Below are 13,604 nucleotides of genomic sequence, written 5' to 3'. Positions count from 1 at the left end.
AGCCGGGCAATGTTCAGTGCCAATTGGGCAGCGCATGTGCGATCTGCGCGATCCAGGGATCCTCGGCAGGCTGGCGCAGTCGAGCGGGCACGCGGTCGAAGAACGCGCTGGACGAGGCCTGTGCCATGTCGATCAGCCAGAGGTCAGACCCGTCAGCCATGACATCGATTGACCACTGACCGACCAGATCGAGATCGGGCAGCAGTCGCTCAATGCGGCGTTCGACGTCACGATGCTGAAGCTTGAAGCGCCGCTTGAGCTTGGGCTCGGCGGCCAGATACGTGATCAGGTCGTGGCGGTTGTCCGGATGGTTGGCGTCTTCCATCGCAGCAAAGCGATGCCGCATGGTCTTCGACTCCCAGTAGGGGACGCTGGTGAGCACGGTGTCGTTGTCACAGTCGACGAACACACGGAACTCGCAGCGCAGCGGGAGCCCGTGATAGATCGTTGGTGAGTCCTCTGTGTCTGGGACGAACTCGCGTACGACCCACTCGGTTGTCGTGCCAGCACCGTAGACGATGCGCTCGTTCAGTGGGCTCGCCATCTGCAGTGCCTGCTCATGGATGGCGACGAGGTAGTCACCGAGCTCGGCGACCTCGCTTGGGCTCACCACGCGGGCGTTTCTGAAGTCGAACTTGGAGGAGAACGTCCCGGTCTTGACGAAATAATCACCCTGCGGCTCGAGTGCGAAGACGCGCTCGGCCCAGCGGTTGAGAATCTCGTGCGTGGTTGCGTTCAGCGCGCCGTAGCCGAGACGAGGCAGCTGCAGCAGCGACAGGGGTGCGCGAGCGATCGTGGTCTCGGGAATACGGAATTCCTGGTGGAGCGCATTCGCGGCAGCCAGCTGGGGCAGCCAGTGGCTCATTGAATCGGGGTTCATGTCGATCATCTGGTAGGCGATCGAATCCAGATCGAGGATGTCGAGACCCTGTCGGAAGCGGTTATAGAAGCTGCGGCGCACGCGGTCGTCGGCGTTCTCGTCCTGCGTGTGCATCAACATCGAGGCGAGCAGTGCTCCGGTCGGGGCATCGATGTCGCGCTGCATCGCGGTCGCGGTGGCCTGCGGTCGGATCGAGGGATCCAGCGATGCTATGGCCGCTGTGTGCTCTTGTGCAGCATTGAGCTGTGCGGCGGTGAACATCGTGCTTGACGCCGGCGGCTGGACCGCAGCCAGCACAGTGCTGGTGTCGCCGGCGAGATCAGCAGTCGACCATGTCCACGTGTCTGCGACGAGGTCATCAATGATCGGTGCAATGAGATCAGTCAGGTTGTGTTCGGTGGTCTCCAGCATAGCAACACCAGCAGCGGGTGTGCTCGTGCGCGGGTTCGGGCCGAGGACACCGTCATTGTTGCCGGCATCGCGCATGGCATTTGCATAGGCCTGCTCGAACTGTTCGGCAACCTTCGGGTCGTTGCGAATCAGGTCGGCCAGATCAGCTGGCGTCAGTGTGGTCTCAGGTGTAGCGTGCGCAATCAATCGGCTCATCGTTCAGCCCTCTCCAGTCTCAGCAGTTGACTGTTCCAGCTCGTCGAAGACTCCCGCCAGATCGAGACGTGAGGCTCCATCCACACCCACGACGTCGAAATCCCCGCCCGTGATGCGATCCCAGATCCCCGTGGCGATCAGCCGCGATTCAAGCTCGGCGAAACGCTTGCCGAGGGTGTCGGCGCGGCCTCCCCACACGCGTTCGAGTGAGGTGCGGGCAGCTTTTCGGTTTGCGTAGCCCTCTGCTTTCAACTTGCTGCGGTACCCGTCTCGGTCGACAAGGACCACGCCTTCATCATCGCGATGGCGAGCGGCATCGAGGGTCTGGGTGAGCTCGTCTGGGGTACTTGCAACCGCCACTGTCTCGGCGACCTCGAGCCCGAAACGGCGGGCAATGCCGAGTCGGATGTCGTCGTCGGTGTCGAACTGCACGGTGTTTCGGATGCAGTCGAGCAAGACCAGCCGATCCGGCCCGGGCTCGGCGATCGGGTGAGTGTCGCGTGCGGCGATCACCTCGAACGCAGCTGTCGTGTTCGTGCGGGCAAGCATCCCAGCAAGTTCACCGATCCCCTTGTCTCCGATGGCGCCTTGGAGCAGGCCTCGGGCGAACTTCGAATAGGGTGTGATCCCCGACTTCGAGAAGACCTCAAGCTTGCCACGGACACAGGCCACCAGTGCCAGATAGCCGTTCATCTTCTTCCGAAGCGTGACCGGGTAGGCGGCGACGGCCTCGTCCTGCCACTGGCTCAAGGTGCGTCCGGGCACTTCGCCGATATGAAAGAACTTCTCGTAGCCACGTGCGACGATCCTACCCGCCGCCTCGTCGATGAACAGCCCGCGGGCGTGCACAGTGACGTCATCCCATGCACCCTGCGTGAACGCCGCACGGGTGAAGTTGCAGGCGAGCACGCCTTGGACGGATTCGAGGGGCTTCACCCGCACATACTCGCAGTTGCGCATCCGCGTCAGCAGCGCGGTCACGTCTTCGGGGTCATGCTTCGGTTTGCGCTGCCACGGCGCGAGGCGATTACGGGCTGCAGTGTCAGGGGTGACATGATCGGAGAACCGCTGCACGGAGACAGCACCATCGACCACCGCAACCGACAAGGCTCCCCCGCTGGCCACACCGGACTCGAGACAGACTATGGGGTGCCCGCGGAAATCGTGGGTGATGGCGGCAACGGGCTCTTCGCCGATACGTCCTCTGCGGTGTCCGTGCAGCTGGAATCCCACCAACGGCATGTCTGCAACGTTGTACGAGGATTTCCCTCGGTACGTGTGGGCACGGTCACCGATGCCGTAGACGCACTCGGCATCACTGATGTTCAGCAGCCCTGCGTGATCAGCCTTCCACTTAGTGACGTGTGAGACGCCACCGTGGGTGACCAGCCATTCGACTTCGCCCGCCTGCAGTCGAAGCAGCGGGATGGTCGCATTCACAAAGGCGGTCTGCTCACCTGCAAATATGCCAGCCGCGAGCAGGGCGTCTCGGGTGGCACGGGTCTCGGTGAATCGAGTCGAGGCGGTGTGCGTGTTCACCGCTCGCAGGTTGAGCTCATGGTTTCCGGTGACGACAGTGGCTTGACCAGCTGCGACCAGCGTGTTCACGATTCGCCACACGCCGACCGGATCCGGACCACGGTCAAACAGATCGCCGGCGAACACCCAATGAGTCGCGTCGCCTTCGTGCGCGTCAAGAGCGTCCTGCAGCGCTTCGGCGCAGGAGTGCACGTCACCGACCACAACGACTTTTGCGCCCTCAGCCAGTTTGAGTGTGGGCACCGCCGTGATCCGCATGATGTCGTGGTACACCTCATCTGCCGGCTTCGTGCCGTCAATGACCTCCGTGATTGCGTGGCTCGGCTGGCTGGTCGCGCAGCGCTCGTGCATGTCGGCGATCACCTGCTCATCCACCCGGTCAATCCCGCGGTGCTTGTTGCGATCCAGCAGGGTTTTCAGTGCGGTGTTGCCCTGACAATCAATCAGGTAGGTCTTATAGCCGTACTTCGCAGCTAGCTGGGCAAGCTTCGTCTGGTCAGCGGTACGAGAGGTGGTCGAGTCGAAGAACACCGTCGTCCCCGCAGCAAGACGCGCCTTCAGCGCCTGCTGGGCCGCGGCCACTGCAGCCTTCTGCGTTTCCGGTGTGAGGCGCAGTGTCATACCGACTGGACCACCGTCTTCAGCGCACGGAAACGCAGCCGAGAAGAGGCTGCGAAAATGGTCGTAACTGAGGGTCAGGTGCCCGAGCTGGAGCTTATCAATGAGCGTGGACTTACCGGTACCAGGTGCCCCGTGAAGTAGGAACAGTGCGCGCATGATGATCTCCTCTTAGCCGTTTCTTTGACTGAACCACTGTGCGCGGGGCGATCAATTCTGGCCCGAGCCGGACCAGTCGCAGCTGAGCCCTCTTCCCTGCGACCCGGTGAGCACTACGCAGGTGATATCGCGACCGTCCACGTCCACATGCTGGACGGTCAGTCCGGAGGTGCTCGTCACGGTCACTGGAGTGACATCTGCGTCGTCTCTGGCGCACCCGGACAGGGCAAGCAGAGAGAGAGGGGGATCAGCAGAGTGGCGGCGAACGCTCTGGCAAATGAACGGGTGTGCATATGGACTCCTTCGTGTTGTACGCAGATACCTGTGCGCGGAAGGGCCGACTGAGGATCAGGCACTCCGGCGTGCAGCGCAGGAGGCGATTTGTTCCGCTTCCCAGCGAGCATCATCCGGCGCACATTCGGCACTGCGAAGGCTGATGCGTTGGTAGGCGCCCGCCGCCAGTGCAACGACAACGACAATTCCTGCAACAACTGCTGTCAAGATCACTCAAACTCCTGTTCGAACCAGTGCTCGTGTTCGCACGGTGCTGTGTCTGGATGCCCGGGACTCGGCGCATATTGCCCGATCTCTGGATGCCGGGTATCTCGGACACGCTCTGAGCCGCGGCCCCAGGTGGTTGTGATCTTTGGTGCACCGAATTCGCCCCAAGGGTCGGTCAGTGACGAAACAACGCACCAGTCTTTCCCAATGGGTGTCCCGAGCAGGTGGTCGCGCTCGGAACAGGTGATCTTCGTGTGCATCAGACACCACCCCCTTCCTGTTCCTCTGTTGTGCGCGGGCCCTCCAGCAGGACCGCCAACGCGATCAGGTCGGCGCCGAGTCCGCTCAGGGTTCCGTCGCTCGCCCGCAGTTGCCGTGCGCTGTCGTCAGCGAGGACAGCTTCGAGCAGTTGATTCGACTGGCCCAGATCGTGACTATGCATTCGGCGTGCCTTAGCCGCGTCTTCGATCACACAGCAGAGCTCTGCGATCAAGTCCTCATCTGCGTAGCCAGAGCCTCTCGGAAGCACTGGGTCGCCGCCGCGCCGTGCCTGCTCCACTGCCCGCGAGACCGCCCTGCTGCAGGTGTCGCACTTGCCTGCGTTCGTTGCGGCGCGGCGGATGAGTGCACGGAGGCCTCTCAGCTGACTGCCACCACGCCGGGGTCGGCCTGCATGCTCATTCTTCAGAGCATCCAGAACTTCGGCCGGCGCGACTCGGGAGAGCTCTCTGCGTGTATTGACCTTGTTGATCGTTCGGTTGTCCCACGCCAGACAGTTATGCGAACTTGACATCCTCCCGAACCCCGTCGAAGTGGTGCACTGGAACTGATCTTGCTGCCATTCAATCGATCGTGAGAGATCGCGCGCGGGGGGCTCAGAACCCGCTTCAGCAGCTCTGAAGAGTACTTTAGGCTTGGCCGCGGCAGGTGAGCGGGCACTTGAGTGAAGCTGCCGCGGCCAAGCCTAACACCCCTGTCAACCCCCCACACAACCCCCAAAACGGGCACCTTTGTACCGAAAATAGGCACAAATGCACCCCAAACAGAGTCACAAGAGAAGGAGAAACAAGCCAGAAGCCCCAGAAAACACCCCCGAAAAGCACTTTTAGGCTTGGCTGCGGCAGGTGAGCGGAGGACAGTAGCGAAGCTGGTGCAGCCAAGCCTAACACCCCCTGTCAACCCCCACAACCCCCAAAAATCACCACCCCAAAACCCCGTTCTTCCCCGGAAACACGCGGAACCAGCCCCCTCGCGGACACCCCACCACCAAAAACCACACACCCCGAAAACACCCAAAAACCCACCCACGTCCTACCTGTCCGCAGCCTGTCCGCACAGCCCGCGGACAACAAAAACCCCGGAATTCCGGGGCAAAACAGCCCTCCAACACCCTGTCCGCAAAAAACGCCCGAGGGGACCCCCTTCGTATGTGAGAGAGAAATATATATCTCCCCCAGCCCCTATATATATCTCTCTCTCTTTAACAGATCACTTAAATAGACAGACAGAGAGGACAGGCCCCTACAGCCCAGTAATCACAAGGGAAAATCTGTCCGCAAGCTCTGCGGACAAGCCGCGGACAAGTAGGACAAGCCCCAAAAACGGCTCGAAAGCCGAGATCGAGCTGGCAGCCAGCCGCAGGTGTCCAACTGGTGCCGCATAGTCCCTTCGTGTGAGCGGTCTCGCTCGCAGAGAGGCTTATCCATGACTCGTCGCACACGTAGGGCCACGCCGGCCTCGGTCGCACTCGGTGTGCTCTCTGAGCTGCTGCTCGCATTCGGCGTGCTCGCTGGAGGGTTCCTGCCATGGTTCCTGTATGTACATAATCCAGAAGTCGCCTCCGCTCAGCAGGAGATCGCCGACGGGGTCTCATCGCAATGGGCAACTCCGGCGACGGACGGCGACCCCGAACCGCAGACAGACGCACCTGTGACTCCCGTGTCCGATGGACAGACGTTCGCTGTGATGCATATCCCCCGGCTCGGTCAGGGGTGGTCCCGGGCAGTCGCGGAGAACACCGGCGCCAACTCGCTGAACCATATTGGTGCCGGGCATTATCCGAGTACGAGTCTGCTCGGGCAGGCGGGCAATTTCGCCGTCGCCTCGCATCGGGGCGGGTTCGGCTCGTCTCTGAAAGATGCACCGCAGCTGCGCCCTGGTGACAGCATCTGGATGGAGACTGAGGCCGGCTGGTATCAGTACACCTACCGATCGCAGGAATACGTCTGGGCGAATGCGGTGGATGTACTCAACCCAGTGCCGCATACATCGACTCAGCTGGGTGTCCTGCAAGCCTCAGATGCCACACTCACCCTGACCACCTGCAACCCATATCCGTCGACAAACGGCGAACGCCTGATCACCTACGCCGACTATGTGGGGTTCTACCCCCGTGACGGCGGCACACCGAAGGAGCTTCAGTGATCACCCTCATCTGGAATTTGGTTTCAGCCCCGCGCTGGGCCCGTCTGCTGCTGGTGCTGGTCGCACTGGGTGCACTTGCAGCGATTGCCTACGTGTGGCTGCTGAACCCGATCGTCTACCCATGGATGACCGAGCGGTTCGTCGAGACTGGGTCTGAGGTGGTCGGCTCGTGAGGATGTCCCCATTCGCAGTCCTGCTCGCCGTCAGCGTCGGACTCACTGGCTGTGCCGCACTCGAGACCTCCGCCCCGGAGTCACCCCACACGACCACCCCGTCAACATCTGCGCTGTCCGGCGCCGACCAGACGATCGTCGATGCGGTCACGGGCGCCGAGTACGGTCATGACTCGATCACCGCTGCAGTGCAGAGCACCGACGTGAGCCTTTACCGGCTGCAGGTCTCCCCTGACCGCACCCCCGGCGATCTCGCTGCGGATTTCATCGAAGTCGGGGCTCGTCTACAAGACGGGCACTGCGTGATCGTCAAGCGCTATCCGGATGGAGCTGTCACCGCCGACTCGAAGCACCCGATCGGCAACACCTGCCTGCCGGGAATCCCGGAAGTCTGAGCCGTCCGCCGCATAGCCATGTGACATGGCAGAACACAATAAGAGCGACCATTCGAAACTCATCGACGACCCCCGGGCTCAGGGGGTCATGTATGGGCTGGCGGCACTGCTGGTCATCGGCACGGTGATCACCCTCATCCGGGCGTTCATCTGATGCGCCCATCCGGAAGGATTCTCGGCAATGCGGCGGGGTCGCTCGGCCATTCTGAGGCTTGGGCCGCCAATCAGGATGTCGCGAGGATCGGGGCTGCCGGCGAACAGCGGACGGCAGAGATCCTCAACCGCCTGGCGAACCAGCCCGGCGGTCCTGACGTGATCCACGATTGCCGAATCCCGATCCCGGGCATCTCAGCGAACATCGACCACATTGTCGTCAGCGGAGCCGACGTCTGGCTGATCGACTCAAAGGTCTGGAAGCCGGGCTTCTACTGGACGCTCGGTGGCACTACACGGCGAGGACTGACACGTTTCCCACCTGCGGATAAGCGAACGCTGCCAATGGCCGCGGACGGCATCCGTGGATTCCTGCGCACTGGTGCTCGTATCCACCAGCTGCTGGTGATCTGGCCGTCTAACCAGTCGACTCCCCTGCGCACATTTGCCTACCACCCGGTGGGGGCAACCAAGGCGGTCAGCGGGCCAGTCTTCGCGCGTCACCCGATTATTCGGCGGCGCTCAGGCACACCTGCAATCACTGACCGACTGGCCGAACTGGCCATCAACGCCTGAGAGGACTCCATGGCCGTACGCACACCGACCGGCGAGACCGATTACGCACCGTGGGCATTGGCTGCAGCGCTGCCTGTCGCGGTGATCGTGTGGCTCGTGTGGCGCGCGCCGGCGCCGCTGGTGCTGTGGGGTCTCGGGATGTTCGCAGGCTGGCTGACGCAGCCGCCGATTCTCACCGGACGCAAGGATAAGACCGGACGCATCCAGCCGGCGCACCCCGGTGAGGCGCGCGCCATGCGCCGTCACCAGATGCTCCGTGATCTGCGTTTCGGTCTGTTGATGCCCGACCGGGCTGCCATTGGGTGGCCGCCGCTGGTCAATGTCCTGACGGCCGCAGCCGTCGGCGTTGCCTGCTGGTTTCTGCCGCTGGCGTCAGTGTTCGCAACCACCGCGGCACCGCTGTTCGCCATCCTTGACGCATGGGCGGGTTTCATGCTCACGCTCGGTTTGCCGGCGCTGGCGCGCGCCTACGCCGACGATGTACAGCCACGCCCGGGAGTTTCCGTTGCAGACGCCATTGCCACGTTGAGGACTCGAAAGCTGCGACCGGTGCTGATCACTGCGACAGCCGCTTTGTTCGCGGCCGGCGTTGTCGTCGTCGGGTTGCTCTGGCTGCCGCAGCTGGGTGTTGCCACGGTGGTCGCCTCCGGTGTGGCTGTGCTGCTCGCCGGGGTTCAGGTGGCAGGTCACCGTGATGCCACTGCGCAGTGGAGAGCCGACCGAGATGCTCGTGCTGAGTGGGGGCCACGCTGGGAGGTGCTCAAAATCGACCCCGCACCTCGTCTGATCGGGCGCCGCATCCTTCAGGATGGGGCCATTCACATCGACACTTTCGACGCACCGCCGGAAGTCGGGGCAAAGGGCATGTTCCCCCGACTGGCAGACTTCGAGACTGTCATCGACCCGAGCTCGACCATCGCTTTGCTGACGGAACCGAGCGTCGACACGCAGGGGCAGCCGGTCGAGGGCACGGCGCACCCTACGCGGTTCCGTGCGGTCACGTGGAACAGTGACGGTTGGCCGGATCTGAACTCTGTCGAGACAGATGAACAGGTGGCTCGTCTGGCACTGGAGTCCGTGGCCGCCCGCACATGCAATGCCGTGCAGAAGCTGCCGCCGCTGGTGCTCACTCAACTGGCTCCAATCACAGACCCGCCAAGCGAGCAGAACGGCGGCATGAACTTCGACGACTCACTGACCGCCTATGGCGCGATGTGGGTGTGCCCGATGATGCCGGACGCGAGCACCCAGGTGCTGGCGGATCTGGGGATCTTCGACCGTGTCGGCGCCGAACTCGGCGTCGAAATGATCACTGACCCGGAGAATGACTGCACCTATCTCGGTGCACTGATCTCGTCACCTGATCGCCCTTCCGCACGCATCCAGCCGCATTGGACGGCCAGATTCGCTGAGTTGGAAAAGATCAGGCGCTGGGATCAGCGCTGGACCGACATCGTCAAACAGGGTGGGCGAAAGCCCGTCCTGCAGCCGTCCACGGAACGCACACAGGTCTACGAGCACATCGACCGTGCTACAGGCGCACATCGTCGTATCACGGTCGGCACATGGGGGTTCGTCACACCGCAGGGCGTGACACCGAAAGAGTTCTCCAACCAAGACACCGAGCACAAGCTGCGCACCACCTTGAAGGCGGCCCCGTTTGCCTCGGTGCAGCCGTGGAAAGATCCCGCTTCGCGCGAGGGGCGTGCGCATGCAGAAGCACTCATGGTGGTCTCAGTCCCAGCGGGCACCGACTTACCCACACTGCCGCAGGATCTCACCCCGTCCCGCCGCGGAAACGAACCCCAACGGCTGCTGCTCGCCGGGTTCATGAATCACGCGTTCGACGCAGCGAAGCTCGGGCGTTCCCACTTGTTCCGGCTGACCGCGCTGACCGCGGCAGACAGCAGCGGAACCATCTGGAAGATGGAGTTCTTCCTTGCAGACGGTGTCACTCTGGACGCGCTGCGCCGCGTCTCCGACCGTATTCGGCAGACACTTGGGGCCGAATGGCTGATTGTCGACCGTGCCGGCACCGGCCAGGTGACCATCGTCACCGGCGCTGACCCCGGCGCGCCCGGAATCGTGTTCGCAGACGACGATGCTCGAGAGTTCGTCTCCCGCCTCAGCTGGGAGCAGACCTTCCTCGCCGCGAAAGTGGTCTCCGAGACGGGCGTCGTACCCCAGCTGCTCACAGTATCTACGCTGCCGCACAATGAGCAGGTGGCGGATCTGACGTTCCGGCTACCACTCGGGCTCGCAGCCTCAGACATCCGCGAGAAGACGGCGAAGCTGCGCGCCGCCAGCGGCAACGACTTCATCGACATCCGTGACTCGGAGGAGGGGCCAGACCATGTGAGGATGCTCGTCTGCCGACAGAACCCCCTGCCGTCGCTGGTCCCCTACGACTTCGACCTGATCGACTCACTTGCCGACAGCGGCAAGGTACCCTTCGCGATGGGCGTTGAGGGGGAACCCGTCATCTTCGACCCGAAGGACGGTCATGCCATGCTGGCCGGAGTTTCTGGAGCCGGCAAGTCAGTCCTCGCCCAGACCTTCATCACCTCGGCCGCCGCACACAGCGAGCTGGTCTACATCATCGACCCGATGAAAGGCGGAGCGGACTTCAACTTCGTTCGCCCGTACGCGTCCGCGTTCGCAGACTCGATCGAGACCGCTGCCGCCGCGTTGAAGTGCGTGTACGCGCAAGTGGTCGAGCGCAAGAATCTGAATGCGACACACGGTGTCCCGTCGTTCACCGATTTGCCGAGTGAAGTGCGTCCGCAGCGCATCTGGGTTCTCATCGACGAGTTCACCAGTCTGCTGGGCAAGGAGATTGTGCCCGACGCGTCAAATGACCCAGAGCAGGAAGCCGAACGCGAGCACATCATCCGCCTCAATCAGGACAAGGCCACTATCGGTGTGATGACCGGGAAGATCGCCCGAGAGGCACGTTCAGCGGGGGTGACGCTCTTACTGGGCACGCAGAAGCTCTCAGCCAAGACGCTTGACGCCATCCCCGGCGGTGACCTGAAAACGAACCTCGCCCGCACCCTATTGGGCAAGGCATCCTACGGCGACCGCATGAGCGCACTGAGGAACCCAGACGATGCCCCCGATCTGGGGAGTTTCATACCGAAGGGCCGCGGTCTCTGGGAGCCTCTAGTCGGCCCCACCCAGGTGGTGCAGAGTTGGTTTGCGCCTCAGAGCGCGCTCGCCACGGAGCTCGCCGCCCGTCGAGCGCCCCTACCGGAGGAGATGAAGCCAGACCTCAGCCAGTTCATCAACGTCGACACCGGCCAGCGCCTCGGGGTGCTCCAGGAATTCGACGGGGACGTCGAGGTCATCGACCTGCCCGCCGAGGATGTTATCGAGGACGCAGGCGTGGTTGACGCGGTCGACCTCGCCGACGATCTGGCCAGTTTCTTTGCTGCGCCACAGGTGGAACCAGAACCACAGCCAGAGGCATTGCCAGAGCCAGAGATATTGCAGGAGCCAGCAGCCGCCCCAATCGCGCCGCCCGTGGTGCCGCAGGCGTCAGCACCTCCGGTTGACGATCCCTTGGATGACTTCTAGCCCAGCTCAGGACTGGCAGGTTGCCAGCACACCGGCGATGGCTGACTTCTCGGCGGCAGTCACCCACAGCCCGTACTTTGCCTTGACCATGACCTGACGTTCAACGTATTGGCACTGGAATGACTGGTTCGGCGGCAGCCACTCAGAGGCGTCTGAGTCGGATTTCGAACCATTGGTGGGGCCGTCAACCGCCATGAGGTTCAGCGGGTCATTGGCAAGCTGCTGTCGCTGTTCCTGCGTGAGGTTGCGAGCGCCGGACTGCCATGCGTTTTTCAGAGCGACCAGGTGATCGATCTGCACAGCGGTCGAGGTGGAGCGCCCGCGGACGAAGTTGATAGTCGTGTTCGTGTATGGGTCGTCGAGCGTTCCGGATGTGACAGTGCAGCTGCCGTCCTTGACGACGTTGCTGAGGTCTCGGGCGAGGATGTCGTTGCGGGTGTCGCAGCCGTTTCCATCGACGTCCAGCCACGCTGTGCCGAACTGCCCCTCGCGGTCGTAGTCACTGCCGTTGTCGTCGGCGTGCACGGCCAGCCCGTTCAGCGCCGTAGTCACCTCGTCGACGTCAAAAGCGAGGTCGCCACCGGAGACAGTGCCAGTCTGGCCGCTGCTGCCGGCGATAGTCTGTGCAAAGTCCCCGATCACTTTTGAGCCGTCGGAGAGAATGGTGCGGCCGGTGTCACCGAGGTCTGACAGTGTGTCCTGTGCCTGTTGACTGCCGAGCGTCTGGCCGATCGCGTTCGTGAGCGCACTGAGCGCCTCTGGGCGTGCGGCGATCAGTCCGGCTGCGACCACCAATGTGATCAGAACAACGGTGAATTTCCCTGCAAGCTGTCTCATACGCACATATGTGCGCGGGCAGCCCACATCTGCGTGTATGAGCAGAACTCGCGGCAAGGACATCGGCATCACTCCCGGCGAAGGCACCCCCGGAAGTTTCGCAACGAAGCGACAGAGCGCGCCCGAAGTGCTCTTGTCTGCGAACGCGCTGGAGCTCGGCGCGCAAGAGGCGGCCACCCGAGCCGCACAGCTGGCGGATACGTCACGGGCGGTGGCTGCTCGCGCTACAGGCACGCGTCTGGACCCGCGAAAGACCGCGGGCATCGACCGGTGGTGGGCTGGGAGTTTCGTTGCTGCCGAATATGGCGCATCCGGCGAGGGCTTCGAGAAGATGCCTGATGACTACACCCCGGGTATGAAAGCTGGGCGCGCCCTGTCGGGGCACCGACGGACATCGCGTGTGAAGTATGAGGGCGCCGGCGTGGCGCTGCGGATGCCCAGCGCCACCGCCATCCGCCGGTACTCGACTGAGCACAACAACCACACATTTGATGTGCCTGTCTCCGCTGAGGTCGACGGGCGCACGGTGACCGCGTGGGTGCGTGTCACTTCGCATGGGCCTCGACTCTGGTCGACGAAAGCGGTCGGGTTTGCGCCGAATGATCCGCGCGGCCTGAAGGTCGCCGAAGCTGTCAATGCAGTTCTTGAGTCGCGGCGTCCACGCACTGCGCTTGCCGAGGCACGCAACTTGGTGGCCCGCCGCCGTGCACGTGCACGAGAGGTTGGAGTGGCGATGCGACCCCTTTCCGCACGGAACAGTTTCATCTCGCATGCCGGTTACGACCGTGGCCGCGGCGTGCTCGTGCTCACTATGTCGGGTAGGGCCTATGGGTACAAGACCGATGAGCAGACTGCTGCCCGCCTGCTTGAGTCCCGCAGTCCCGGCGCGGTCTACAACGCCTTGGTCAAAGGTCACGTCAAGCGCGCCGCTGTCGAGATCGACCCCGTCACCGGACGCGCCTACGACCCAAAGCGAATTAAGCGTCGCTTCGGTGTTCGCACCGAGGACGCTAAGGGGGTGAAGGCCTCGAATGTCGCAGCCCGTGAGGCTGCCGTCCAGCCTAAGTAACAGACCGTCTCTATATGCGGCGAATCGAAAACGTGGTTCGCCGCGCACATCCCCACGCGGAGGGGGCAGGGGTTTCCACCGTGGCGCCGGTCGCGGGC

General features: G+C 63.0%; 11 protein-coding genes. 7 read left to right on the top strand and 4 right to left on the bottom strand.

All coding sequences use genetic code 11. The features are described from left to right. Positions 1 to 13 precede the first annotated feature (13 nt). From G557_RS13370 to G557_RS0106500, 3 genes are all read right to left on the bottom strand, one after another. A complete protein-coding gene (locus G557_RS13370) occupies positions 14 to 1,486 on the bottom strand; it encodes a hypothetical protein (RefSeq protein ID WP_051224780.1) in 1,473 nt (490 codons plus the stop codon). Positions 1,487 to 1,489: 3 nt separating this feature from the next. Further along, a complete protein-coding gene (locus G557_RS0106510; protein ID WP_028245409.1) occupies positions 1,490 to 3,802 on the bottom strand; it encodes an RNA ligase in 2,313 nt (770 codons plus the stop codon). Positions 3,803 to 4,562: 760 nt separating this feature from the next. Further along, on the bottom strand, positions 4,563 to 4,796 hold the full coding sequence (locus tag G557_RS0106500; RefSeq protein ID WP_156877104.1) for a hypothetical protein: 234 nt from the start codon (positions 4,794 to 4,796) through the stop codon (positions 4,563 to 4,565). Positions 4,797 to 6,007: 1,211 nt separating this feature from the next. On the opposite strand from G557_RS0106500, the gene G557_RS0106495 reads away from it, so the two are divergent. Genes G557_RS0106495 through G557_RS0106470 form a run of 6 tightly spaced genes read left to right on the top strand, consistent with a single transcriptional unit; the run spans position 6,008 to position 11,600 of the window. Then, entirely contained in the window at positions 6,008 to 6,727 is a 720-nt protein-coding gene (locus G557_RS0106495) for a class E sortase (RefSeq protein WP_028245406.1), read from the top strand. Further along, positions 6,724 to 6,900 carry a hypothetical protein gene (locus tag G557_RS13950; protein ID WP_156877103.1) on the top strand — a complete coding sequence of 59 codons (177 nt, stop codon included), beginning with the start codon at positions 6,724 to 6,726 and terminating at the stop codon, positions 6,898 to 6,900. Before G557_RS0106495 ends, G557_RS13950 begins: the two co-directional genes overlap by 4 nt. Before the next feature lie 2 nt (positions 6,901 to 6,902). Continuing rightward, positions 6,903 to 7,295: a DUF6993 domain-containing protein gene (locus tag G557_RS0106485; protein ID WP_028245405.1), complete on the top strand. Its 393-nt coding sequence runs from the start codon at positions 6,903 to 6,905 to the stop codon at positions 7,293 to 7,295. Positions 7,296 to 7,320: 25 nt separating this feature from the next. Next, positions 7,321 to 7,449 (top strand): hypothetical protein, encoded by a 129-nt coding sequence (locus G557_RS14360; protein WP_281167722.1) that lies wholly within the window; start codon positions 7,321 to 7,323, stop codon positions 7,447 to 7,449. After that, on the top strand, positions 7,449 to 8,024 hold the full coding sequence (locus G557_RS0106475) for a nuclease-related domain-containing protein (RefSeq protein WP_028245404.1): 576 nt from the start codon (positions 7,449 to 7,451) through the stop codon (positions 8,022 to 8,024). The genes G557_RS14360 and G557_RS0106475 overlap by 1 nt, the downstream gene beginning before the upstream one ends. A 9-nt stretch (positions 8,025 to 8,033) precedes the next feature. Further along, positions 8,034 to 11,600 carry an FtsK/SpoIIIE domain-containing protein gene (locus G557_RS0106470; protein WP_028245403.1) on the top strand — a complete coding sequence of 1,189 codons (3,567 nt, stop codon included), beginning with the start codon at positions 8,034 to 8,036 and terminating at the stop codon, positions 11,598 to 11,600. A 6-nt stretch (positions 11,601 to 11,606) separates the two neighbouring features. On the opposite strand, the gene G557_RS14380 is transcribed toward G557_RS0106470, so the two are convergent. After that, a complete protein-coding gene (locus tag G557_RS14380; protein ID WP_084627052.1) occupies positions 11,607 to 12,437 on the bottom strand; it encodes a GmrSD restriction endonuclease domain-containing protein in 831 nt (276 codons plus the stop codon). 37 nt (positions 12,438 to 12,474) lie between these two features. On the opposite strand from G557_RS14380, the gene G557_RS0106460 reads away from it, so the two are divergent. Beyond that, positions 12,475 to 13,506, top strand: a complete 1,032-nt coding sequence (locus G557_RS0106460) for a hypothetical protein (protein WP_028245402.1) — start codon at positions 12,475 to 12,477, stop codon at positions 13,504 to 13,506. The last annotated feature ends 98 nt before the right edge of the window (positions 13,507 to 13,604 follow it).

This window comes from Pseudoclavibacter soli DSM 23366, assembly GCF_000423505.1.
Classification (GTDB): Bacteria; Actinomycetota; Actinomycetes; order Actinomycetales; family Microbacteriaceae; genus Pseudoclavibacter_A; species Pseudoclavibacter_A soli.
Note: the sequence above shows the minus strand (reverse complement) of the source record. Positions and strands in the feature narration are given on the sequence as shown.